The following is a 22,481-nucleotide window of genomic DNA, read 5'->3' as shown; positions in this document are numbered from 1 at the left end:
TTCGTTATTACAACATACGTGGAGTTCGAACGATGAATCATCATATTGGTGAAGTTATTCTTGATGAAGAAAGTATTGCTGTCGGTGTCAGTCGTGTGGCTGAGCAGTTGAACAATGACTACACCGATGCTGTTGTTATAACTGTTGTTCCAGGCGGTATTCTCTATACAGCAGACTTAACAAGAAAGCTGAAGTTTGATGTAAGCATGGATTACATATCCTGCCCTCACACACCTGGGGAACGAAATAACAACTCCACTATTGTTTACCATCAAAATATTGAGATTGAAAATCGTCATGTCATTCTTATTGATGATGCAATAGAATCAGGTGGTACAATGAAGCGCCTTATTAAATATATCTTAGATAATTTCAATCCAGCATCCCTGTCTGTTGCCGTCCTCTTCGTCAAACCTGGAAGAGTGAATATTCCTGTAAAACAGTATTTTGCCTATGAAATGGAGAGTGATGATCTACTCATTGGCTATGGTATGCCATGGGATAATAAATATCGCAATCGGCCCAATATTACTAAATTAATGAAATAACCAGTCGTGCACTTATGTTAAGTGGGGCTCGGTTACGGATAAATTGCCTTTAATGGTTAATTTTCTGGATCACTTTTCTGTGTGCTCGCAGATTCAATTCCCGCCAGCCCCACAAAAACAGTCAGTTAAGAAAAGTTACAACACTGACAGTAGACCGAAACAATGTCCGCTGTTGGCACGAAGCGGCCGGTCACCCGCTAGACAGCAATCCCCATAATCCTGATGACGCTCTGCTGTGAAGCTGTTTTGAAATAGTCTCTTTTAATTAAGGTCATGCCCTGTTTGCGGTAGAAATTACAGGCGCGTTCGTTCTGTTCAAGAACCTCCAGCCATACAAAGTCTTTCCCCCTGGCCCGGGCCAGGTCTTTGACGGTGTCAAACATGACCTGACCGTAACCTTTACGGGTGTCTGCAGGATCAAGATAGAGTTTGTTAAGCAGCATCCCTGACATATTCGTATCAGGGATGCTGCTTTCATAGGTCACTTTCGCAAAACCAATTGGCCTATCGGTCTCTGCTACATACCAACAGACCGCTTGCTCATTCAGGCTCTGTTCCAGCTCGTCCAGAGAATATTCGCTTGCTAAAAAAGCTTCCAGTTCAGACTTTGACTCCCACAGATGTTCAAAGTGTGCGCGGTAGATGCGGTAGCCCAGCGCATTAAGCAACATCGCGTCGGCAGGTGTGGCTTCACGGATTTGTAATGTCATGAATGATTCCTGTCCTGGTAATAAATTAACGATTACTGAACTATATCAAAACTGTCAGTGATACAGTGGGATGCGAACATTTCAGAGGCTTATCAGTATGAAGATTGTTTTTATCCCTGCGTTGATCGTAGTTCTGATTGATAAAGAACAGGACATAGGACGGGAATTGACCCGCGATGAGGTTGAGTCCATTCGCGATGGCGCTACAGCCATCCGCCTGCCAGCCGAAGCAGCTGAGGATATAATCAGAGAGCGTGGCTACCGCGATATTGATCCTGAGAATGTCTGGCGCGAGTGGCAGGCGTATAAAGCTGACTGAATGTTGATGGGAGCACGCTGCTTAAGTAGCGCATGAAAATTGTGCACTTACACGGATGGGTTTACTCCGCACCTGACGTGGAGCTGAGGAGCAACTTTGAGCGACATGCAGCCAGTGAGTTTTGAATAAAATTTAACGGCTAAATCGACGCCCCGTAATTTTTATAAGTGGGGCATTTTTATCTTCAGAACCTATTAACTCCAGCCTTGTTTTCTACGACGGATATAAGGTAATACGGATAATAAAGCCAGAACCGCTAATACCATTCCAATCCATAGAGCTGAACGTAAACCGAATCCAGATGAAATTGCCATTCCACCTAAATAAGATCCGCCACCTAATCCAATATTGATCACGGAAGTATGAACGGCATTGACCATTGGCCCTGGATGTGCCACGCTGACAATTCTTGCCATCATTGCCGGATTCATTGGTACGCCAGATAAACCGATAAGTATAACAGCCAGAAGAGCAATGACCTGATATTGAACAAATAGCGCCATGCCGAGCAAAGAAATACTCAATATTGTTAAGCCGACAACCATAACAGTTAAACTATGGCGATATGCAAGACGTCCCGTTACCATATTCCCGATGATATTGGCTAGTCCATAAAGCATCAAAATGAAGGGAACCGTCTGCATTGTAAATTCACTGACATCCGTCAGCACGGGGACAAAATAACTGAATGCCGCAAAACTTGCTCCCAAAATCAAACAGCTGGTTGCACAGGCTTTCCAATAGGCTTTATTTTTAAATGCCTTAATCTCTTCAGCCATCTTGATAGCACCGCCGCCACTCATATGTGGCAATAAACGTACTAATGCTAGCAGGCATATGAAAACCAGGACCGCGACCAGCCCAAAACTCATTTTCCAGCCCCAGTGCTGGTCAATGATTGTCGCGATAGGTACACCAAAGACATTGGATACCATAAAACCTGCTATCACTATTGATGCGGCACGAGGGCGATTTTCTACAGATACAAGAGCCATACTTGTCGCGAGTGAAAGACTTAAACACCCTGCACATAAAATACCTGTCACGATTCGAATAGCAACTAACACATTGTAATCAGAGGCAAAGACGCTTAATCCTTGTACGATAACATATAACCCTAACAGCCATAATAACGTTGAGCGATAGGGCGCTTTAAACTTAAGAAAGGTGTAGGTTAATACCGGGCCACCTAGCATTACACCGAATGCATAATATGAAATCAAATGCCCGACTTCGCCGACTGTAACACCAAATGCTTCAGATAGCGTGGTCATCATACCCGCCACCATTAACTCTGCTGTACCTAATGAAAAAATGGCTAACCCTAAAATATAAACGACTAATGGCATGTTTTTTTATTTTTCCTTGTATTGGAATGATCGTTACAAAAATGAGTGCAAGTAAATAATGAATTTTTTCGCTTAAATTTATAAATTGATTAACAGACCAGCGACGACATCTTCGAGGATTTTTCTATCTGAAATGTTTTTATTCAGTACACGTAAACCGTAATAGCCTGCCATAAAGCCTCTCGCCATTTCGACGGCTGATGCTTTATTGTTCAGTTCGCCGCTTCGTTGGCCTTCGATGAATACCGACACCAGCGTTTTTTCTAAATGCTGACGATATTCATTATTCAGGCTCGCAACGGCTTCATCTTTACTGCCCATCTCTAAGGCTGAAAATAAGACCATCGCATCATGCTGCTCTGGCTGAGAAAGATCTTCGGCAATACCCCAGAGCAGAAGGGTATGCAATCGCTCTTTTACCAGACCTGGTTGTGTGAGTATTGTTAACTGTGCTGACATAGTTTGTTCGTGGCTGCGCAACAAAGCTTGCTCGTACAGGGCTTGCTTGCTTCCAAAGGCATTGTATAGGCTTCCCCGCCCTAATCCCGTACCATTGCATAAATCTTGCGCAGAGGTGCCTGCATAACCATTGGCGCTGAAAACAGCGACGGCAGCATCAATGACATCCTGATCTTCGAACTTTCGTGGACGACCTGGAAAGGTTGGTTTTTCAGCACTCATAGGGATGTGGGACTTGAAATGAGTTGAGGCGGCATAGTATTGATTATGGAACGATCAGTCAAATAATTTTCATAAAAAAATCAGTGGTGATGCGCCGACAGATTTTCTTATGAATTGCTATGCGCTTCTATAGAGGGATGTGTGGATTTTATCCTCTCCAGGATAGTACGTTGATACAACGGCAACCACGCGTAATGGTTAATCATCATACCTGAATCTACCGTATTCTAGTGAACATACAGCGTCCAACGTCCCCCTTCGATTAAGGATAGCGTTGCATCGACCGATTGAACTCACAGGGCAGAGTGAAGTCATCGCAGCATGCGTGATATGACAAGCGACCTGTTGAGACCCTGCTACCATTACAGACTGTATCATCTACCTCACTACACACATCGGCCTGCCAGATACTGGTTCGGGGTGTATCTCCGTATCCACGCTGAATACGGTTCTCAGCAATCCAGGGTTCATCACCTCTTCTGGTGTGCCTTGCGCCATAATATGTCCGTTCGCCATGACCACCAGATGGTCACAGTACCGGCTGGCCTGATTAAGGTCGTGCAGCACGGCGACCACCGTTTTCCCCTGAGCCCGGAGTTCGCCCATCAGCCGCATCAGTTCCACCTGATGATTGATATCGAGATAGGTGGTTGGCTCATCGAGTAGTACAACGGGCGTATCCTGCGCCAGGACCATCGCCAGAAATGCGCGCTGTCGCTGACCGCCAGAAAGATCGGTTAACCGTCGGTCGGCAAGATGTTGGATCTGCGTCTGGCTCATAGCATCATGGACCCGCGTATTGTCTTCAACGGAGAGACGCCCCCAGAGTGACAACCACGGGTTGCGACCGTACGAAACAAGCTCCTGGACGGTGATCCCCTCGGGAGTTAGATGGTGCTGGGGCAGCAGCGCCAGCCTGCGGGCTAGCTGGCGTGATGAGAGCGTACTGATGGCACTATCGCCGAGAAATACGCCGCCGGACTGCGGCGTTAACAGTCGTGAAAAACAGTTTAACAACGTTGACTTCCCGCAGCCGTTAGGGCCGAGCAGGGCGGTTGTCTTCCCCGCTGGTAGGGCGAGTGAAACGCCATCAAGCACCTTGTTTGTACCGTAACAGACCGTCAGATTTTCAGTTCGTAATGTCATTTATCGCATTCTCACAAGCAGCCAGACAAACCATGGTGCACCGATAATGGCGGTCAGCACGCCAGCCGGAAGTTCCAGAGGAGGATGAACAATTCGCGCCAGCAGGTCGGCAACCACCAGCAGCAACGCACCTGCCATGGCTGAAACGGGCAGCAGCCAGCGGTGACGTCCACCGGTAATGCTGCGCACCATATGCGGCACCACAAGACCAATAAAGCTAATTGGGCCGCAGACGGCCACGCCGGTCGATGTCATGGCGACGGCCAGTAGCAAAGCCTGGAGCCGAATACGCGGCACCGACACACCGAGCGTGGTGGCGCGCGCATCGCCCAATGCCAGGAGGTCGAGATCGCGGCAAAAACGCAGACTCAGCGGCAGAAACAAAATCAGCAGTGGGGCGGCTATTTTCACAAAGCTCCAGTCACGGCCCCATAAGCTGCCGGTCAGCCACAGCAGGGCGCTGTTCACATCCTGCGGGTGCGAAAGCATCAGATAATCCGTCAGGCTGGCCCAGCAGGCAGAGAGCGCAACACCCGTGAGCGCCAGCTTCATCGGCTGGCTGGTGTTCGCCAGTATTCTCAGCAGGATCAGGCCCGCCATGCCACCGGCAAAGGCCAGTAGCGGCAGAGTAATCACCGGTAGTGACGGTAAGAGAAGCAGCGCGCCCACAGAGGCCAGGCTGGCGGCATGGTTTACGCCGAGGATATCCGGTGATGCCAGAGGGTTACGCACGATCCCTTGCACCAGCACGCCTGCCACCGCGAGGGCTGCACCGACAAGCAGCGCCAGCAGCAGTCGCGGCAGGCGGTACGCCGTTAATACGTAATGATATTCGCGCCCGGTCTGCCAGTCGCTCAGCAGAGCACGCCAGGGAACGGCGATCACCCCCATTTGTAGTGACAAAGCTGAAAGTCCTGCCAGCGCGAGGGTGATGAAAATGATGAACGCAATTTTCATCCACGCCTCCTGACCAGCCAGACAAAACAGGGTGCACCAATCAGCGCCACTACTGCCCCCGCGGGCAATTCGCCAGGGAAGGCCAGCGCTCGGGCCAGAACATCAGCCAGCAGCAGCAGCGTGGCGCCCATAAGCATGCTCATCGGCAGGACCTTGCGCTGATCGAATCCTACCCAAAAGCGAGCCAGATGCGGCATCAGCAGACCGATAAACGCCACCGGACCTGCCACGCTGACGCAGGTACCGACCAGAAGCAGCACCAGAACATTGATGATCAAACGGAGCTTCGGCAGATTCACCCCCAGCGTGCGGGCGGTGCTGTCACTGACGTTAAGCAGGTTCAGTTGATTAGCCAGCAGCAATACCACCGGTACAGCAACCACTACCATTGGGAAAAGCTGCCAGAACTCCTGCCAACGTGCGTGGGATACGCCTCCCGCAAGCCAGTAAAAAATGCCGTAGGCGTGATCTTCCGTCAGCAGCAGAGTGATGCGGGTAAGGGCCATGCAGAAAGCCGAGAACGCGATGCCCGTCAGGATCAGTTTGTTTCTGTCCTGGGAGTGGCGAAATCCACCACCTGCGGTCATCACCATCAGCCAGCTTACGCCGCCACCGCAGGCGGCGATAAAGGCGATGGAGTAACCCGTAACGGGCGCAGGGCTGATAGCGCTGGTAAGCGCCATCGCCAGCGCTGCGCCACTGTTAATACCGAGTAGTGAAGGGGAGGCCATTGCATTATGCGTCAGGGTCTGCAGCAGCGTTCCCGCCAGAGCCAGGCTTGCGCCGATCAAAATGGCGACCAGGCTTCTCGGCAAACGAAGGTTTTGCACCAGCGCTTGTGGAAGCGTCGGCGTATGGCCTGGCAGCAGGGCGTGAATGGCATCAACGCCAGAAACAGGAATGGCCGAGTAGCAAAACAGACTCAGCCAGAAGATAGCGATAAGCGCGACAAGGGGAAGCCCCCACTGTAGCGCTGGATGTTTGAAAACTGTCATTTCACATCGGATAAAGGCTGGTGGTGAAAGATTTTTACCGTGTCGCTGGCAATGCGTTCGGCTGCGAAAATGCCGCGCATCCGCGCCCAGGCGTTACTGTCGACCGACGCCGTCTGCTGTTTTTGCGCCGCAGTTAACATCTGCCACAGCGGGTCTTGTTGCCAGCGTTTCACGATGCTCTCTTCACGATAGTGCGCGACCAGCAGCCATGCCGGATTGAGCGCCAGCAGCTGTTCCAGACCGATGGACGGCATAGACGAACCCGCCATAGCTGCAGGCACCGTCAGCCCCAAAGAGGTCAGGACGCCCCCGGTCCAGGTCTCCTGAGTATGCAGGTTGAACTGCTGCTCCCTGGACGTACCAAACACCACCATTGTGTCTTTTGGCAGTTGGCTGGCCCACGCTGACATCTGTTGTTGGTGTTGCGCCAGGCGTGACTGCATCTGTGCTTTTTTACCCACAATTTCACCGATGATGGCCGCAGATTGCAGATTTTCAGCGTAAGTTTCATTGCGAGACTTGAGCAGCAGCACAGGTGCGATTTGCTGTAAGGCGCTGTAAATACCCGCATGGCGGCTGCTGTCGGCAATGATCAGATCCGGTTTCAGCGCGCTGATGGCTTCTAAACTCGGCTGCGCACGCGTGCCGACAGACTGCCAGGGTTTCAGATGGGCACGAACCTCTGGAAGAATGCGCATGGCATCGTTATCGTCGGCAATGCCGACCGGACTGACATCGACAGCAGCCAGTGCGTCCGCGAACGACAGTTCCAGCACCACTATCCGTTGTGGCGTTTTATCAAGCGTAAAGGTGCCATGTTCGTCATGAACCGTGGCGGCAAAAGCATGGCCGGTGAGCAGCAGAGCGGCGAATAGCGTGCGTAATGGTGTGAACATGTAAATTGCCTGTGTCGGGTGGCGTTTCGTTTGCCCGACCTACAAAACAGCATGCAGGCCGGGTAAACGGGGTTTAGAACTTCAACGAACCCTGCATATACAGCGTGCGCGGCTGGCCTGCGTAGATGCCTTTGTTGTTGTCGTCGTAAGAGCGGGTGAAATACTCTTGGTCGAAGATATTTTTCACACCGAACGCCAGGTTCAGGTCTGCCATCTGCGGGCCGAAGTCATAGGCTACGCGTGCGCCCCAGAGCATAAAGCCAGGGATGCGACCGGTACTGCCATCAGCGCTCTCTTTAACGGTGTTGGCGTTATCCGCAAACTGGCTGGACTGGAAATCGCTATTCAGGTTGAAGGTCCAGTTGCCCGGCTTATAGTCCACGCCCAACGTGCCTTTGTGTTTTGGTGAGAAGGGCACCTGATTGCCATAGGTATCGCCTTTCTCGCGAATCTCAGCGTTCACATACGCATAGCTTGCGTAGACTGAAACGTTGTCGAGCGTTGGCGTCAATGTGCCGAGATCATAGCGAGTCTGAGTTTCCAGTCCGGTATGACGCGTTTTACCGCGTGCAGTAACGGTGTCGTTGGTTTGGTTGGAATCGTACTGATTATTAAAGTTAATCAGGAACAGCCCCATTTCCGCCGTCAGCGCGCCATCGTCGTATCGGGTTCCGAGCTCCCAGGTTCGCGCTTTTTCCGGTTCCACATTGCCGCTTTGCACAGCCTTGCCAATTTGGCTGTACTGTACGGTGCCGAATGAGCCTTCAGTGTTTGCATAAAGATTCCAGCTATCAGTCAGGTGATAAAGCACATTTAGCGCCGGAAGTGGGGCGTTGTAGCTTACTTCCTCATGTGTGCCTTTGATGGCGTTGTTCTGGTATGACTCGATATGTTCAAAGCGCATACCCGGTGTGATAGTCCAGTTGCCAATGTCGATTTTGTCATCCAGATACCAGGCGTGCGCTTCGGTGCCCGAACGAGTGTCGCGATCGTAAGGGCTGGCGCTGGACGGCAGTTGTCCGCTGCTGGTGGCAGTGTAGTAACGCATTTCATGCGTCGACTCGCTCACATAACGGTATCCCACGCCCACTTCGTGCGCGGAAGGACCCACCATAAAGCTCTGACTGTAGCGTGGTTCAATGCCGCGTACCCAGTAGTTACGCGGTGAAAGGGTGAGGCGTTTTCCCTGTTCCAGGTAGCCGCTGCGCAGGGTTTCAGTGTAGAAGCCCTGAATATTGAATTTATGCTGGCTGTCCGGCTGGAACTGATAGCCGAGGCTTGCCAGCTTGCGGCGCCCCCAGAAGCGATCGTAAGGGCGCGTGGATTGCCAGCGGTCGGCGTCGTAATCCGCGCGAGACAGGCCGCCGGGCATGTCAGCTTCACCGTCGTAGTATTGCAACAGACTGTTGAAGGTATGCACTTCGTTTGGCGCATATTTGCTTTTCAGCATCAGGTCGTCAATGCGGGTCGCGCTGTGTTCGCGCCAGTCGCTTCCACGTGTACCGGAGTAGAGCAGGGCGGTACCAAAACCGTTATCCGCCGTGCCGCCCACCATCAGGTTGTGCGTTTCTTTTGGGTTATTTTGTGAAGATGTTGGGCTGAGCTGGCCTTCCACGCCGGCTTCCATGCCGAAGTCTTGCGGAATAGCGCGGGTAACAAAGTTCACCACCCCGCCCACGCTCTGTGGCCCGTAACGCACCGCGCCACCGCCGCGAACCACGTCGATGGCGTCCATATTTCCGAGTGAGACGGGCGCCAGTGAAAGCTGCGGCTGGCCGTAAGGGGCAAACGGCACGGGAATACCGTCCATCAGCACCGTTGAACGGCTGGCCAGGCGCGGGTTCAGGCCGCGAATACCAAAGTTCATTGCCAGATCGTGGCTACCGGTGCCGTTGTTTTCTGGGGCGGTAACGCCAGGAATGCGGTTCAGTACCTCGCGCATGGATGTTGCGCCGGTTTTGGCGAAATCCTCACGGCGGATAACGTCACGTGCGCCAGCATGTTCGAAAACGTCGTTTTCGCGCGCATCCCCCAGCCAGTCGCCCACCACGGTCAGGGCATCTTCTTGCGGTGTTGGTGCGGGCTCCAGCGTCCAGCTGTTATTACCCAGCGGTTTCACCTGCAGGCCACTACCGTTCAGCAGGTGTTGCAGGCCGGTTTCGACGTCGTAGTCACCGTGAAGACCGTTACTCTGTTTGCCGCGCGTCAGGCTGGCGTCAACCGACAGGGTAATTCCGCTGAGCGCGGCATACTGATTAAGGGCTTTGTCGAGCGAACCCGGTGCAATATCAACCTGCGCTGCGAAGGCGGATAACGACAGCCCGGCCAACGGCAGCAGGCTCAGGCGAACGGCGTTAACCAAAGGTGTTGTTTTGCGAAAAACGCGTAAAGGCGTCATACCTTCTCCATCATCATTTTTGTTGTGTTCATCTATGAGTCGAATGAGAAGGGGAAAAAGGACAATCGAAATGAGAATTATTTTTCTTACAGTGCGGAAATATTTACCCAGTATCGCGTAACTGACTGAATTTTAACTGGAAGAGTCTTGGCAATAACATCCAGGATTGCATCAGTATTTTTCAGCGGGAAAGTGCCACTCAGGCGTAACCCGGCTACAGCCGGATCGCAGCGCAGCACGCCGTTGCGATAACGGCTCAGCGTGGCAATCACTTCACTCAAAGGTTTATCGCTGAAGCTCAGAATGCCCTGCGTCCAGGTGGCGCTTTCATCATCCGCTGAGGCTACTGCACCAAATTCAGACGCGCTAAACTGCAGGCTCTCGCCAGCGCTGACGATGCGTTTTTCCTGCGGACGATTTGCCAGTAAGACTTCAACAGCGTGTTGTTGAACGACAACGCGTGTGACGTTGTCATGCTGGTAGACGGTAAATTCTGTGCCTAATGCGGTGAGCTGGCCCTGACGGGTCACAACGCGGAAAGGTCTCTGCTGCGCGTCTTTTGCGGTAGTAATAGCAATTTCTCCGTACCAGAGATGGACAGCGCGTTGACGCGTATCAAAATGAACGTCCGCGGCGCTTTGTGTGTTGAGCGTCAGCAGCGAGCCATCTTCCAGCCGCTGATGGCTGACCGCGCCTTTGGCGGTGCGGTAATCCGCGCGCAGACCTTCACCGGCTTCAGACTGCCAGAGCTGCCAGCCGCCGCCCACGCCGAGCAGCAGCAGTAGCCCTTTCATGACATGACGACGGGTAAGGCGCGTATCGTGCAGCGCCCGGCTGGCAACATCGCCCGGTACGCGGCTGAGCTGGCTGCGCAGGTTTTCAACCTGTTGCCAGGCCCACTGATGATCTTTGTCCTCTTCGTACCATTGTTGCCAGCGCGCTTCTTGCTGTGGGCTGACACGCTCGCCGCTCAATACAGCATACCAGTGCGATGCCGAGCGCAATGCCTGGCGGCGAGAATCGGTGATAGAAGCGTTCACAGACCGTGCTCCAGACGAAACAGCAGACAATGTTCGATAGCCTTTGCCATATACTTTTTCACCGAACTGACGGAGATACCGAGCTTCAGCGCGATCTCGCTGTATGTCAGACCATCCAGTTGCGAAAGCAGAAACGCTTCTCGTGTTTTTCCGTTCAGCCCGTCAAGCATGCTGTCGATGAGTTGCAGGGTTTCGAGCTGGCTCTCGCGTTCCTCGGGGGAAGGCGCGAGCGCCTCCGGCATAAGCGCCAACATCTCCAGATAGGCTTTTTCCAGCGCGTTTCGGCGAAACAGGTCGACCATCACCCGTTTGGCGAGAGTGCACAGAAAGGAGCGCGGATCGCGGATCGTCGAGAGCGAGTCGCTGCCCATTACCCGTAGAAAAGTGTCCTGGGCAATGTCATCTGCATCAAAGGCGGACTGGAGTTTGCGCGTCAGCCAGCTTTTCAACCAGCCGTGATGTGCGCCATAAAGCGACTCGAGCGTAAAGGAAGCAGTGGTAGTGGCGTGGTCAGACATGTGGAATGTATCAAAAGTTAATTATCACGCGATTATAGTAATATGAGAATGGTTATCATTACAATTAGAAATATAATTGTATTACGTTGAACTTCTTAATGCGTTGTTATTTATAAAAATGTTATGAGGTGGATATCGGATGGGGAAGGGGAGTCTGCTTCTGGCATGTGACGGTTGGAATGACATCTGACCATGTCTGCTGTGAGCATGGAGCAGACGAATGCTTTAAAGCATGCTGAACTCTTTAAAAGTAAACCGTCTTGGGAGGACACCGAGAGCAGAGCAGCTGTTACTTTTCGGGAAAAGGTGAGTTGCGGATCAGGAAATGCTCAATCGAGTCGATTAAACCGGGAGCTAAGGGGAGCGCGGGTTCAGCGTATGTCGCGATATTCGCTTTGCGATCGTCCGAAGTCACCTCTTTCATAACATGGTTCATATTGGGCAGTATAACCAGGGACGCTTGAGGATTCGCGGCCTTAAGCAGTCTTGCATCCGTTTCTTCCACCTGGAGATCGCGTTGCCCTTGTAGCACTAACACGGGTTTGGAAATACTCGAAATGAGATGACCCGGATTATATGAAAACGCATTGATCAAAAACCCCTGAACAGCAGGATTAAAGATACTTTGCAGTGCTGGGTGAATATTCGTAATATCGACTCGCCGCCGATGCTCCAGAGCATCAATTATCGGCAGCGCCTGCTTTAATAGAATTTTATTTTCCGGATTAGCGTTAAGTTGCCCCCTCAACACCTCGCCCATCGGCCTCCCAGGCGTTGCGATAAGAACCACACCGCACACATTCTCTTCTTGAGCCGAGGCAAGTGCGACTAGGCCCCCTTCGCTGTGTCCTAAAACCCAAACACAAGGAGTGTGCATGTGACGTCTAAGCACGTCTACCCAGGATCGAATGTCGTCAACATAGTCAGCAATCGTCACCGCATTGGCATCGTCTACGGCCATTGCGCTAGCGAACATTCCACGTTTGTCGATACGAAGTGTCGCAAAACCTTTGGCAGCCAGGCCTTCAGCAAGAAGTCGGTAAGGCGATGCATTCACACCAAGCGGGTTGTTTCCATTCCGATCGGTTGGCCCGGAGCCAGGAACGATAAGAACAACGGCTGTTGGTTTTGAATTCGGGGTGAGTAACGTGCCTTTCAAAGGGCCTTTTGGCCCTGCGGCATCCAGGGCAGTTTCGGAAAAGGTCTCCGGTACTGCCGCCAGACTCACAAATGGGCAAGCGCCCAAAAGGGCAATTGAGGCGGCAATATTCATTGGAGATGTTCCTGTAAAATTCAGCGTACCCGTCAATTTATATTATAAATATGGCCTGCTCTACATTGATTAATATATCAGCAGTGATAGAAAAGTCCTCTGCTGGCACAGAGCGAAGGTACTGGGTGAGTTTAAAGTCTACTGTGAGCGAAGAGTGGACATCTCAACTCATTGTTGTTCCTGTCTATTGATATGGAAGCCCGGAACGGCAAGCGTCTGGAACAAATACCTGAGGCTATTATGAATGAAGTATTGGTCAGACTAAGTTGAGGTTTTGGTATGCGCAATGAGCAATGGCATAAAAGCAAAAAGCCTGCTTAGTTTCCTAAGCAGGCTTCTTAAATATGGCTCCTCTGACTGGACTCGAACCAGTGACATACGGATTAACAGTCCGCCGTTCTACCGACTGAACTACAGAGGAATCGTTTGAACGAGGCGCATATTAGCGAGGGTGGTGAGGCTTGTCAAAGGGGTAAATACATTTGTGTGTTCGTTTGCTGACAAAATCAGCAAAGCGGCGATCTTTCCGTCTTTTTATGCTTTTGCCCCATTCTGGTGCGTGTCTACCTCTTCCAGGGCAGCCTGAATGAGATACTTAGGTGTGCAGAATGATCTTCCTTCGCTTTTACTCCTGACTTTACGCGGCTTTAACCGTAAAACACCGTTTTAGACGAAAGTGGCAAGCATCTTGCAATCCTGAATTTAATGACTGCCAGCACGGGTTCTGGTATTCCGACAGGAGGCAAAATGAACTTCAGACGACTGAAATATTTCGTGAAAATCGTCGATATTGGTAGCCTGACCCAGGCAGCGGAAGTGTTGCACATTGCGCAACCCGCGCTGAGCCAGCAGGTCGCTACGCTGGAAGGTGAGCTGGATCAGCAATTGCTGATTCGTACCAAGCGTGGCGTCACGCCGACGGAAGCAGGAAAAGTGCTATATACCCACGCCCGGACGATTTTACGTCAGTGCGAACAGGCGCAACTTGCGGTTAATAACGTGGGCCAGACCTTGAGTGGACAGGTCTCTATCGGCCTTGCGCCGGGGACAGTCGCGTCATCCATTACCATGCCGTTATTACAGACGCTACGTGCCGAACTGCCTGATGTGCTGGTCTATTTGCATGAAAACAGTGGGGCAGTGCTGAATGACAAGCTGCTCAGCGGGCAATTAGATATGGCAGTGCTCTATGAGCGTTCTCCTGTGGCGGGCATCAGCAGTCAACCGTTGCTTAAAGAGGATCTGTACCTGGTCGGCACGCGTGAGTGTCCTGGCCAAAGCGTCGATTTAGCCGCAGTGGCGCAGATGAATTTGTTCTTGCCACGGGATTACAGCGCGGTTCGCCTGCGCGTGGATGAAGCTTTTTCGCTACGTCGCTTAACGGCTAAAGTGATTGGCGAAATTGAGTCTATCTCCACCCTAACGGCCGCCATTGCCAGTGGTATGGGTGTCACAGTGTTGCCTGAGTCGGCCGCCCGTTCATTATGCAATGCGGCTAACGGCTGGATGGCGCGCATCACAACACCATCGATGAATCTGCCATTATCGTTGAACGTATCAGCCAGAGGGAGTTTATCGCCCCAGGCGCAGGCCGTGAAGGAGATTCTGTTGTCGCTGGTCAGCCGTCCGGCGCTGGAAAATCGCGAGCTGCAGCTGGTCAGCTAAACCTTATTCCCGCAAGGAATAAGATGCAGGTTTTTATTATTTGTTATGCCGGGCATCAGACTTTAACAATAGCGTAATGTCTGATGTGCCCGGAGCGAAACGTGAATTTCCAGCAACTTAAAATAATCCGCGAGGCGGCCCGTCAGGATTACAACCTGACAGAGGTCGCGAATATACTGTACACCTCGCAGTCGGGCGTCAGCCGACACATTCGTGAACTTGAAGATGAACTTGGTATCGAGATTTTTATCCGTCGCGGTAAACGCCTGTTGGGCATGACCGAACCGGGTAAAGCCTTGCTGGTTATTGCCGAGCGTATTCTGAATGAGGCCAGCAATGTTCGTCGACTGGCGGATCTGTTTACCAATGACACGTCCGGCGTTCTGACGATTGCCACCACGCATACCCAGGCACGCTATAGCTTGCCTGCGGTGATAAAAGATTTTCGTGAGCTGTTCCCTGAGGTGCGTCTGGAACTTATTCAGGGTACGCCACAGGAGATTGATGTCCTGCTACAAAATGGCGGGGCAGATATCGGAATTGCCAGTGAGCGGCTGAGCAGCGATCCATTGTTGGTGGCTTTTCCCTGGTTTCGTTGGCACCACAGCCTGCTTGTTCCTCATGACCATCCGTTAGTGAAAGCCTCTCCGCTCACGCTGGAGTCTATTGCTCACTGGCCGTTAATTACCTATCGTCAGGGGATTACAGGGCGTTCCCGCATCGATGAAGCATTTGCTCGCAAAGGGCTGATACCGGATATTATTCTCAGCGCCCAGGACTCGGATGTGATTAAAACTTACGTGTCGCTGGGGTTGGGGATTGGGCTGGTGGCAGAGCAATCCAGCGGCGAGCAGGAAGAGGGGACCTTAACCCGTCTGGATACCCGGCATTTGTTTGATGCAAATACCGTTTGGCTAGGGCTTAAACGCGGACAGCTGCAGCGCAACTACGTCTGGCGATTCATCGAGCTATGCAATGCAGGGCTATCCGTCGATGAAATTAAGCGTCAGGCGATGGAGCCAGATGAGGCGGTGATTGATTATCAGATTTAACTACAAAAGCCCGTGAGTAAACGGGCTTCCCTGACGTCGCTGAATGGCGGGTAGAAAGCTGCGTTACCTCAAGGTCTCCAGCCTCAGATCCTGCGTCGGCACCCGCGACAATATCGAACAAGACACCGCCCGTCCCGAATCCGCATAAATAAACTGAAATCCATTCTTCACCGAAAGAACATCTCGATTGGTAAACGTATAGAATTTATTACTCTGACTACGCCGGGCATCGGAAACATAAAAACTATTGTTTTCCCACAGCACGCTAACGTGCTGGAACAAATGAAATGTCACCTCCGCCCAGCCTCTGTCCGGGCAACGTAGCGTGACTTTCTCACCGGCTATTGTACTCAGTGGAATTACTAATAAAGCGATTAGCGCTGCTTTCAGCAGTATCGGCATGGGCAAGTATGGGTCTCATTCTGATGTCGTTGCACGATAAGATACTTAACCATGACGTTAACGAATTGGATCATAGAGACATTTTGCATAAGCAGACGGACATTCTCCCGTCGGCAGTATGGAAAAACCTGGTGTGGAGTGAAGCGGTCTACCTGGCGAATGGGATCGCAGAAAAGCAAAAAGCCTGCTTAGTTTCCTAAGCAGGCTTCTTAAATATGGCTCCTCTGACTGGACTCGAACCAGTGACATACGGATTAACAGTCCGCCGTTCTACCGACTGAACTACAGAGGAATCGTTTGAACGAGGCGAATATTAGCGATGCCGCTCAGCGTTGTCAAAGCCTGAATAGATAAATGCGATCGTTTGCTGAAATATTCCCCATTTCGCCGCTTATTCAGACGCAACCGGTTGTTTTATGCACTTTTCGCGTTCGGGGCGCGGGTATTTCCACAGCCAGCGGCCGGTGACCATACGCCAGTAAAATAACGCGGCGCGTACGGCCCAGTCGAAGAACATGCCTAACCAAACGCCGACAACTCCCCATCCTAATACGATACCCAGGGTGTAACCCGCGACTACGCGGCAGCCCCACATGCCCAGCATCGATACCCACATAGCAAAACGTGCATCTCGCGCACCTTTAAAGCCTGCTGGTAATACCCAGGAGGCTGCCCATATCGGCATAAATGCTGCGTTGAGCCAAATCAGGATGACTATGACCTCTTTTACATCCTGATCGTGGGTATAAAATGAGGCCATCACCCCGGTGAAAGGAGCGGTTAACCAGGCAATTGCCGTCAGGCCGATCGTCGACAGCCAGAATACATGCCGTAGCTGGATTTCAGCCTGGGCAATCTGGCCATTTCCCAAACGCCTGCCGGTAATGATTGTCGACGCGGAACCTAAAGCATTACCCGGTAAGTTGATAAGCGCGGCGATAGAAAATGCAATAAAGTTCCCGGCGATAACGCTGGTTCCCATGCCTGAAACAAACATCTGCGTCAAAAGTTTACCGCCATTGAACAGCACTGACTCGATACTTGCCGGAATGCCGATCCCCATCACCTCCCAGATAATGGCGAGATTGAGTGGCTTAAAATAGCTTTTGAAGGGAATTCGCAGCGCGGGGTTAAAACCAATCATCAGTACCCAGATGATGGCAATCGCCCCGATGTAGCGCGAAATGGTCAGTCCCAGACCTGCTCCCACAAATCCCAGACCTTGCCAGGAAAAGATCCCGTAAATCAGGATGCTACTGATGATGATATTCAGGATGTTCATGCCGCCGTTAATCAACAACGGTATTTTTGTATTTCCGGCTCCACGTAGTGCGCCACTGCCAATCAGCGCAATGGCTGCTGCCGGGTAGCTGAGCACCGTCAGCTCCAGATAGGTGAGTGCCAAAGCTTTAACGTCTGGCGTTGCTTCACCTGCGACAACGTCAATAATCTGTTGACCAAAATAGTGAATGACCGCTGCCAGAACGGTAGCAAAAATTGTCATGATCACCAGTGATTGTCTGGCCGCGGCTCTGGCCCGTCGACGATCTCGTTTCCCGAGGCTAAATGCTACAACCACAGTGGTGCCCAGATCGATGGCGGCGAAAAATGCCATGATGACCATATTAAAGCTGTCGGCGAGTCCGACACCGGCCATCGCTTCTTTTCCCAACCAGCTGACCAGGAAGGTACTGAGAACACCCATCAATAGCACACAGGTGTTTTCCAGAAAAATGGGGACAGCCAGCGGAGTGATTTCGCGCCAAAAGAGAACCTTATAACTCTTGCGTTTGGCATACCAGGGCGTGCGGGAAGCGACCTGGCGTAAGGCAGCGGAGACGTTCAAAGTGGACCTTAACGAAGAAAGTTGAAACCTCATTTCAAATGATGAGGGAGAATCAAAAAAGCTGCAAAGTTTTTTCTATTTAAAATGTCTGTAAATGCAACAAACTGTCGAGAGAAGCATCAATTGATTCGCATTTGAGGAAATGGAGTTTGACAAAATTTTTTTCGCCGCTAAGATAAGCCTCCACAACGATTCCTCTGTAGTTCAGTCGGTAGAACGGCGGACTGTTAATCCGTATGTCACTGGTTCGAGTCCAGTCAGAGGAGCCATATTTAAGAAGCCTGCTTAGGAAACTAAGCAGGCTTTTTGCTTTTTTGTTTCAAGCCTGGTCGAGCGAAGCTACGCCGGAATCTTACGCCGGGAAATCCCCATGCTGACGCGCAACCAACGTCAGAATGGAATACAGCGCCACCGCCTGCTGGTGCTGATTAAAGATCTCCACCGACCACTCCACCATGCCGGTCGCTTTTTCTTCGGCATTGCGCTGACGTTTCACCGTTTTGCGTTTGCAGGTTAAACGCACCTGGATAGTGTCGCCCGGCTTAACCGGCTCGATAAAGCGCAGGTTTTCCATGCCATAGTTGGCAATCACCGGACCGACGCCCGCGTCAACAAACAGACCGGCTGCGGCGGAAATCAGGAAGTAACCGTGCACCACGCGCTCGCCGAAAATGGAATCGGCTGCTGCAATCTTGTCCATATGGGCGTAGAAGTGGTCACCGCTGAGGCAGGCAAAGTTAACGATATCCGCTTCGGTCAGTGTACGACGTGGCGTCAGCAGGCTGTCGCCCGGCTGGATCTCTTCGAAGTATTTACGGAACGGGTGAATACGATCTTCCTCCACCCGAGCGCCACGCACCCACTGTTGGCTTACCGCCGCGAGCATGGTTGGGCTGCCCTGAATGGCGGTGCGTTGCATGTAGTGTTTCACCGCGCGCAGCCCACCCAGCTCTTCACCGCCGCCTGCACGTCCAGGCCCGCCGTGGACCAGCTGTGGCAGCGGAGAGCCGTGACCGGTCGATTCCGCCGAGGACTCTTCGTTCAGCACCTGAATACGCCCGTGGGCACGGGCCGCACCGAGGACAAACTCTCGCGCCAGTTCGCCGCTCGCCGTCACCAGTGTTCCTGCCAGACTGCCTTCACCGGCGCGCGCCAGCGTCATGGCATGCTCGGTATTTTGATACGGCATCAGCGTGGCGACCGGGCCAAAGGCTTCAATTGCATGTACCGCGGCAATTTCATCCGGCTGCGGACAAAACAGTAGCGTTGGCGGGAAGAAAGCCCCAGCCGTGCTCAGATCTGCTTTTCCACCCAGCAGCACCTCACACCCGGCTTCAACCAGACGATTCACATTATCCTGCACGTCCTGACGCTGATCGTTATTCACCAGCGACCCCATCTTCACGCCTTCCTGCGCCGGATCGCCCACTACCACTTTTTGCAGACGGGTAATCAGCGCCTCGCTGACCGCTTTCACCTGCGCCTGTGGCACGATAATGCGGCGGATAGCGGTACATTTCTGCCCGGCTTTGGTCGTCATCTCGCGCACTACTTCACGTACAAACAATGCAAACTCAGGCTGTTCTGGGGTGACGTCATCACCCAGCACGCAGCAGTTGAGTGAATCCGCTTCCATGGTGAAAGGAACCGATTTAGCCACCAGATTGGGGTGCACGCGCAGCTGCTGTCCGGTATGAGCAGAACCGGTAAAGGTCACCACATCCTGGCTGTCGAGGTGATCGAGCAGGTCACCCGTGCCGCCGCAGATAAGGCTAATTGCGCCGTTCGGTACCAGGCCACTGTCGATAATCGCTTTCACCATTGCCTGAGTGAGCTGCGCGGTGGCGGTTGCAGGTTTGATAATGGCTGGCATCCCGGCAAGCCAGGTTGGCGCCAGCTTCTCTAACATACCCCAGCAGGGGAAGTTAAAGGCGTTGATATGCACCGCAACACCGGATTTGGAGGTCAGCACGTGGCGTGCGGCAAAACCGCCCTGTTTGGACAGCGGGATCAGTTCGTCTTCCGGCCACAGCGTATCGTCCGGCAGCTCGCGGCCACCGAGACTGGCATAAGTGAAAAGCGTGCCAATACCGCCTTCGATATCGACCCAGCTGTCACCGCGCGTTGCTCCGGTTTGCGCGGATATGGCATAGAAATCGGCTTTCAGTTCCATTAAATGCTTCGCCACCGCTTTTAGCATCGCGCTGCGCTCAATAAAACTCATTGCCTGTAACGCTTTGCCGCCGTGCTCAATCGCAAAGCGGCGCGCCTGCGCCATATCCAGTCCAACGCTTGTCACTTCCCAAAGCGCTTCACCGGTAAGGGCGTGGTGGATGGTGCGGGTGCGGCCCCGGCCTGTCTGCCAGGCACCGGATAAATAACTGGCTAACTGCTGCATCGTTAATCTCCAGATGTGTTCCGTAATATCTCTTTAAATAGTTCTTTTATGAATCACAAAATGCAAGTGAGATTTTAATAATTTGTTAACAATGAGATCGCGAACACTTTACCTTTATTGGTTATCTATCTGTTATTAATGAATAAACAAAAACCATTTGCGACAAGTATCGCAAAATCAGCAAACAAAATTTGTGGTTTTATTTAACCAAGATGTAACTTTTATAAAACAAAGTGATTCGCAAATATTGATTTGTTGAAATTATCGGAATCATAAGGTGATGACGTGACAGAAGAACAACGCTTTGACCAGCGCATCGCGCAGGAAACGGCCATCGAGCCGCAGGACTGGATGCCGGACGCATACCGTAAGACGCTGATCCGCCAGATTGGCCAGCATGCGCACTCGGAAATTGTCGGCATGTTACCGGAAGGCAACTGGATAACCCGCGCACCCACGCTGCGGCGTAAGGCCATTCTGCTCGCAAAAGTACAGGACGAGGCCGGACACGGTCTGTACCTCTACAGCGCGGCGGAAACACTGGGCTGCGCGCGTGAAGATCTGTACCAGAAGATGCTCGACGGCCAGATGAAATACTCCTCCATCTTCAACTACCCAACCCTGAGCTGGGCGGATATCGGTGTGATCGGCTGGCTGGTCGATGGCGCGGCGATTGTTAACCAGGTGGCGCTGTGTCGTACCTCCTACGGCCCGTATGCCAGGGCGATGGTCAAAATCTGCAAAGAAGAGAGCTTCCATCAGCGCCAGGGCTTCGAAGCGTGTATGGCGCTGGCTACAGGTAGCGAGGAACAGCGTCAGATGCTGCAGGACGCCATCAACCGTTTCTGGTGGCCTGCGTTGATGATGTTTGGCCCGAACGACGACAACTCACCGAACAGTGCCCGCAGCATGGCGTGGAAAATCAAACTGCACTCCAACGACGAACTGCGTCAGCGCTTTGTTGATAACACGGTTCCGCAGGTAGAAATCCTCGGTATGACCGTGCCGGACGCCGACCTACAGCTTGATGAAGCGACGGGGAAATATCGATTCGGTGAGATCGACTGGCAGGAATTTAATGAGGTCATCAACGGTCGAGGTGTCTGCAACCACGAACGTCTGGGCGCAAAGCGTAAGGCCTGGGAAGAAGGGGCATGGGTGCGCGAGGCCGCACTGGCGCACGCCGAAAAGCAACAGGCCCGCGACGCGGCGTAAGGAGAGAGTCATGAGCAAAACATACTGGCCGTTATACGAAGTTTTTGTCCGCAGCAAACAAGGGTTATCGCACCGTCACGTTGGCAGTCTGCATGCCACCGATGACCAGATGGCGCTGGAAAATGCACGCGATGCCTATACACGCCGCAGCGAAGGCTGCTCCATCTGGGTGGTGAAAGCCAGCGAAATTGTTGCGTCACAGCCGGAAGAACGCGGTGAATTTTTTGACCCGGCGGAGAGCAAAGTCTATCGCCATCCCACGTTCTACACCGTGCCGGACGGCATGGAACATATGTGAGGCAACGATGAATAACCTGAATCCCGTTGCAACCTATGCTCTGCGTCTGGGCGATAACGGCCTGGTGCTGGCTCAGCGTCTGGGTGCCTGGTGCGGTCATGCGCCGGAGCTGGAGATTGATCTGGCGCTGGCTAACATCGGCCTCGACCTGCTGGGGCAGGCGCGCAACTTCCTCAGCTACGCCGCCGAACTGGCGGGTAGCGGCGACGAAGACACGCTGGCTTTTGGTCGTGACGAGCGTCAGTTCCGCAATCTGTTGCTGGTGGAACAGCCTAACGGCAACTTTGCCGACACGATCGCTCGCCAGTTCTTTATCGATGTCTGGCATGTGGCGCAGTTCACTCGTTTGGTTAACAGCCGCGATAAGCAGATTGCGGCTATCGCTGCCAAAGGACTGAAAGAAGTGCGTTATCACCTTCGCTTCAGCCACGGCTGGCTGGAACGACTGGGGAATGGTACTGACTACTCCGCGCAACTGATGCAGAAGGCGGTGGACAATCTGTGGCGTTACACCGGCGAATTGTTCCTTGCCGACGAACTGGAGATCGCTCTGGCCAGGCAGGGCATTGCCGTCGATCCGCGCGAACTGCAAACCGAATGGCAAATGACGGTACACACTGCGCTGATTGATTCTGGTTTACAGGTTCCGCAAGAGGCGGCGTTTCGCAACGGCGGTAAGCAGGGGCTACACAGCGAACATCTCGGGCCGATGTTGGCCGAGATGCAGTACTTGCAGCGTGCGTATCCTGGGCAGCAGTGGTAGCAGGAGGTGGCT

The 22,481-nt window shown here is 52.5% G+C and carries 22 protein-coding genes, 3 tRNA genes and 1 pseudogene; 10 read left to right on the top strand and 16 right to left on the bottom strand.

What is annotated here, in order from left to right:
- The first annotated feature begins 32 nt into the window (after positions 1–32).
- Positions 33–548, top strand: a complete 516-nt coding sequence (locus tag GHC22_RS14270) for a phosphoribosyltransferase (protein WP_003832724.1) — start codon at positions 33–35, stop codon at positions 546–548.
- 197 nt (positions 549–745) lie between these two features.
- On the opposite strand, the gene GHC22_RS14265 is transcribed toward GHC22_RS14270, so the two are convergent.
- On the bottom strand, positions 746–1,258 hold the full coding sequence (locus GHC22_RS14265; RefSeq protein ID WP_032942975.1) for a GNAT family N-acetyltransferase: 513 nt from the start codon (positions 1,256–1,258) through the stop codon (positions 746–748).
- A gap of 97 nt (positions 1,259–1,355) precedes the next feature.
- Here GHC22_RS14265 and GHC22_RS14260 point away from each other — a divergent pair, with 97 nt between their 5' ends.
- Positions 1,356–1,577, top strand: coding sequence for a hypothetical protein (locus tag GHC22_RS14260; RefSeq protein ID WP_003036289.1), 222 nt, complete (start codon positions 1,356–1,358; stop codon positions 1,575–1,577).
- Between the two features lie 194 nt (positions 1,578–1,771).
- Here GHC22_RS14260 and GHC22_RS14255 read toward each other — a convergent pair whose 3' ends face one another.
- From GHC22_RS14255 to GHC22_RS14210, 10 genes are all read right to left on the bottom strand, one after another.
- Positions 1,772–2,926, bottom strand: coding sequence for an MFS transporter (locus GHC22_RS14255; protein WP_153687032.1), 1,155 nt, complete (start codon positions 2,924–2,926; stop codon positions 1,772–1,774).
- A gap of 78 nt (positions 2,927–3,004) precedes the next feature.
- A complete protein-coding gene (locus GHC22_RS14250) occupies positions 3,005–3,607 on the bottom strand; it encodes a TetR/AcrR family transcriptional regulator (protein ID WP_100272629.1) in 603 nt (200 codons plus the stop codon).
- A gap of 378 nt (positions 3,608–3,985) precedes the next feature.
- Positions 3,986–4,753, bottom strand: a complete 768-nt coding sequence (fecE, locus tag GHC22_RS14245; RefSeq protein ID WP_153753338.1) for a Fe(3+) dicitrate ABC transporter ATP-binding protein FecE — start codon at positions 4,751–4,753, stop codon at positions 3,986–3,988.
- A complete protein-coding gene (gene fecD, locus GHC22_RS14240) occupies positions 4,754–5,710 on the bottom strand; it encodes a Fe(3+) dicitrate ABC transporter permease subunit FecD (RefSeq protein ID WP_153753336.1) in 957 nt (318 codons plus the stop codon). It abuts the gene before it with no gap.
- Positions 5,707–6,705: an iron-dicitrate ABC transporter permease FecC gene (fecC, locus tag GHC22_RS14235; RefSeq protein ID WP_153753335.1), complete on the bottom strand. Its 999-nt coding sequence runs from the start codon at positions 6,703–6,705 to the stop codon at positions 5,707–5,709. Before fecC ends, fecD begins: the two co-directional genes overlap by 4 nt.
- Positions 6,702–7,601, bottom strand: coding sequence for a Fe(3+) dicitrate ABC transporter substrate-binding protein FecB (locus tag GHC22_RS14230; protein ID WP_153753333.1), 900 nt, complete (start codon positions 7,599–7,601; stop codon positions 6,702–6,704). The genes fecC and GHC22_RS14230 overlap by 4 nt, the downstream gene beginning before the upstream one ends.
- A gap of 73 nt (positions 7,602–7,674) precedes the next feature.
- A complete protein-coding gene (fecA, locus tag GHC22_RS14225) occupies positions 7,675–9,999 on the bottom strand; it encodes a TonB-dependent Fe(3+) dicitrate receptor FecA (RefSeq protein WP_057066425.1) in 2,325 nt (774 codons plus the stop codon).
- Positions 10,000–10,085: 86 nt separating this feature from the next.
- Positions 10,086–11,039 carry a ferric citrate uptake sigma factor regulator FecR gene (gene fecR / locus GHC22_RS14220; protein ID WP_153753331.1) on the bottom strand — a complete coding sequence of 318 codons (954 nt, stop codon included), beginning with the start codon at positions 11,037–11,039 and terminating at the stop codon, positions 10,086–10,088.
- Positions 11,036–11,557 (bottom strand): ferric citrate uptake sigma factor FecI, encoded by a 522-nt coding sequence (gene fecI / locus GHC22_RS14215; protein WP_008784388.1) that lies wholly within the window; start codon positions 11,555–11,557, stop codon positions 11,036–11,038. Before fecI ends, fecR begins: the two co-directional genes overlap by 4 nt.
- A gap of 289 nt (positions 11,558–11,846) precedes the next feature.
- The gene (locus GHC22_RS14210) at positions 11,847–12,830 is read right to left on the bottom strand and encodes an alpha/beta hydrolase (protein ID WP_153753330.1); all 984 of its coding nucleotides are present in this window, start codon (positions 12,828–12,830) and stop codon (positions 11,847–11,849) included.
- Between the two features lie 183 nt (positions 12,831–13,013).
- On the opposite strand from GHC22_RS14210, the pseudogene GHC22_RS24900 reads away from it, so the two are divergent.
- Positions 13,014–13,100 (top strand): annotated as a pseudogene (locus GHC22_RS24900) (type II toxin-antitoxin system PemK/MazF family toxin); the annotation flags it as partial.
- 75 nt (positions 13,101–13,175) lie between these two features.
- Here the strand turns inward: GHC22_RS24900 and GHC22_RS14205 are convergent.
- Positions 13,176–13,251 (bottom strand) — tRNA-Asn (locus GHC22_RS14205).
- A gap of 326 nt (positions 13,252–13,577) precedes the next feature.
- Between GHC22_RS14205 and nac the strand changes: the two genes are divergently transcribed.
- The 3 genes from nac (at position 13,578) to GHC22_RS14190 (ending at position 16,149) form a co-directional block, all read left to right on the top strand.
- On the top strand, positions 13,578–14,495 hold the full coding sequence (gene nac / locus GHC22_RS14200) for a nitrogen assimilation transcriptional regulator NAC (RefSeq protein WP_008784390.1): 918 nt from the start codon (positions 13,578–13,580) through the stop codon (positions 14,493–14,495).
- Between the two features lie 101 nt (positions 14,496–14,596).
- Positions 14,597–15,547, top strand: coding sequence for an HTH-type transcriptional regulator Cbl (gene cbl, locus GHC22_RS14195; protein ID WP_032942990.1), 951 nt, complete (start codon positions 14,597–14,599; stop codon positions 15,545–15,547).
- A 410-nt stretch (positions 15,548–15,957) separates the two neighbouring features.
- On the top strand, positions 15,958–16,149 hold the full coding sequence (locus GHC22_RS14190) for a hypothetical protein (protein ID WP_153687041.1): 192 nt from the start codon (positions 15,958–15,960) through the stop codon (positions 16,147–16,149).
- Positions 16,150–16,165: 16 nt separating this feature from the next.
- Here GHC22_RS14190 and GHC22_RS14185 read toward each other — a convergent pair.
- From GHC22_RS14185 to GHC22_RS24895, 3 genes are all read right to left on the bottom strand, one after another.
- Positions 16,166–16,241, bottom strand: a tRNA-Asn gene (locus tag GHC22_RS14185).
- A gap of 99 nt (positions 16,242–16,340) precedes the next feature.
- Positions 16,341–17,828 (bottom strand): EmmdR/YeeO family multidrug/toxin efflux MATE transporter, encoded by a 1,488-nt coding sequence (locus GHC22_RS14180; protein ID WP_153753328.1) that lies wholly within the window; start codon positions 17,826–17,828, stop codon positions 16,341–16,343.
- Between the two features lie 46 nt (positions 17,829–17,874).
- The gene (locus GHC22_RS24895) at positions 17,875–17,982 is read right to left on the bottom strand and encodes a DUF5951 family protein (protein ID WP_223115835.1); all 108 of its coding nucleotides are present in this window, start codon (positions 17,980–17,982) and stop codon (positions 17,875–17,877) included.
- Positions 17,983–17,988: 6 nt separating this feature from the next.
- On the opposite strand from GHC22_RS24895, the gene GHC22_RS14175 reads away from it, so the two are divergent.
- A tRNA-Asn gene (locus GHC22_RS14175) sits at positions 17,989–18,064 on the top strand.
- An 83-nt stretch (positions 18,065–18,147) separates the two neighbouring features.
- Here GHC22_RS14175 and paaZ read toward each other — a convergent pair.
- On the bottom strand, positions 18,148–20,193 hold the full coding sequence (gene paaZ / locus GHC22_RS14170; RefSeq protein ID WP_153753326.1) for a phenylacetic acid degradation bifunctional protein PaaZ: 2,046 nt from the start codon (positions 20,191–20,193) through the stop codon (positions 18,148–18,150).
- A gap of 285 nt (positions 20,194–20,478) precedes the next feature.
- Here paaZ and paaA point away from each other — a divergent pair, with 285 nt between their 5' ends.
- From paaA to paaC, 3 genes are read left to right on the top strand one after another with little or no spacing between them, the layout of a single operon-like run.
- The gene (gene paaA, locus GHC22_RS14165) at positions 20,479–21,408 is read left to right on the top strand and encodes a 1,2-phenylacetyl-CoA epoxidase subunit PaaA (protein WP_032942998.1); all 930 of its coding nucleotides are present in this window, start codon (positions 20,479–20,481) and stop codon (positions 21,406–21,408) included.
- 10 nt (positions 21,409–21,418) lie between these two features.
- Entirely contained in the window at positions 21,419–21,706 is a 288-nt protein-coding gene (gene paaB, locus GHC22_RS14160; protein ID WP_153753324.1) for a 1,2-phenylacetyl-CoA epoxidase subunit PaaB, read from the top strand.
- Between the two features lie 7 nt (positions 21,707–21,713).
- Positions 21,714–22,469, top strand: a complete 756-nt coding sequence (gene paaC / locus GHC22_RS14155; RefSeq protein ID WP_153753322.1) for a 1,2-phenylacetyl-CoA epoxidase subunit PaaC — start codon at positions 21,714–21,716, stop codon at positions 22,467–22,469.
- Positions 22,470–22,481 lie beyond the last annotated feature (12 nt).

Source organism: Citrobacter sp. H12-3-2 (genome assembly GCF_009649895.1).
Taxonomy (GTDB): domain Bacteria; phylum Pseudomonadota; class Gammaproteobacteria; order Enterobacterales; family Enterobacteriaceae; genus Citrobacter; species Citrobacter portucalensis.
This window is presented reverse-complemented; position numbering and strand designations above follow the sequence as displayed.

Coding starts and splice junctions, on each gene's coding strand:
- GHC22_RS14270 (WP_003832724.1), top strand. CDS start 33: ATGAATCATCATATTGGTGAAGTTATTCTTGATGAAGAAAGTATTGCT.
- GHC22_RS14265 (WP_032942975.1), bottom strand. CDS start 1,258: ATGACATTACAAATCCGTGAAGCCACACCTGCCGACGCGATGTTGCTT.
- GHC22_RS14260 (WP_003036289.1), top strand. CDS start 1,356: ATGAAGATTGTTTTTATCCCTGCGTTGATCGTAGTTCTGATTGATAAA.
- GHC22_RS14255 (WP_153687032.1), bottom strand. CDS start 2,926: ATGCCATTAGTCGTTTATATTTTAGGGTTAGCCATTTTTTCATTAGGT.
- GHC22_RS14250 (WP_100272629.1), bottom strand. CDS start 3,607: ATGAGTGCTGAAAAACCAACCTTTCCAGGTCGTCCACGAAAGTTCGAA.
- fecE (WP_153753338.1), bottom strand. CDS start 4,753: ATGACATTACGAACTGAAAATCTGACGGTCTGTTACGGTACAAACAAG.
- fecD (WP_153753336.1), bottom strand. CDS start 5,710: ATGAAAATTGCGTTCATCATTTTCATCACCCTCGCGCTGGCAGGACTT.
- fecC (WP_153753335.1), bottom strand. CDS start 6,705: ATGACAGTTTTCAAACATCCAGCGCTACAGTGGGGGCTTCCCCTTGTC.
- GHC22_RS14230 (WP_153753333.1), bottom strand. CDS start 7,601: ATGTTCACACCATTACGCACGCTATTCGCCGCTCTGCTGCTCACCGGC.
- fecA (WP_057066425.1), bottom strand. CDS start 9,999: ATGACGCCTTTACGCGTTTTTCGCAAAACAACACCTTTGGTTAACGCC.
- fecI (WP_008784388.1), bottom strand. CDS start 11,557: ATGTCTGACCACGCCACTACCACTGCTTCCTTTACGCTCGAGTCGCTT.
- GHC22_RS14210 (WP_153753330.1), bottom strand. CDS start 12,830: ATGAATATTGCCGCCTCAATTGCCCTTTTGGGCGCTTGCCCATTTGTG.
- nac (WP_008784390.1), top strand. CDS start 13,578: ATGAACTTCAGACGACTGAAATATTTCGTGAAAATCGTCGATATTGGT.
- GHC22_RS14190 (WP_153687041.1), top strand. CDS start 15,958: ATGGGTCTCATTCTGATGTCGTTGCACGATAAGATACTTAACCATGAC.
- GHC22_RS14180 (WP_153753328.1), bottom strand. CDS start 17,828: ATGAGGTTTCAACTTTCTTCGTTAAGGTCCACTTTGAACGTCTCCGCT.
- paaZ (WP_153753326.1), bottom strand. CDS start 20,193: ATGCAGCAGTTAGCCAGTTATTTATCCGGTGCCTGGCAGACAGGCCGG.
- paaB (WP_153753324.1), top strand. CDS start 21,419: ATGAGCAAAACATACTGGCCGTTATACGAAGTTTTTGTCCGCAGCAAA.
- paaC (WP_153753322.1), top strand. CDS start 21,714: ATGAATAACCTGAATCCCGTTGCAACCTATGCTCTGCGTCTGGGCGAT.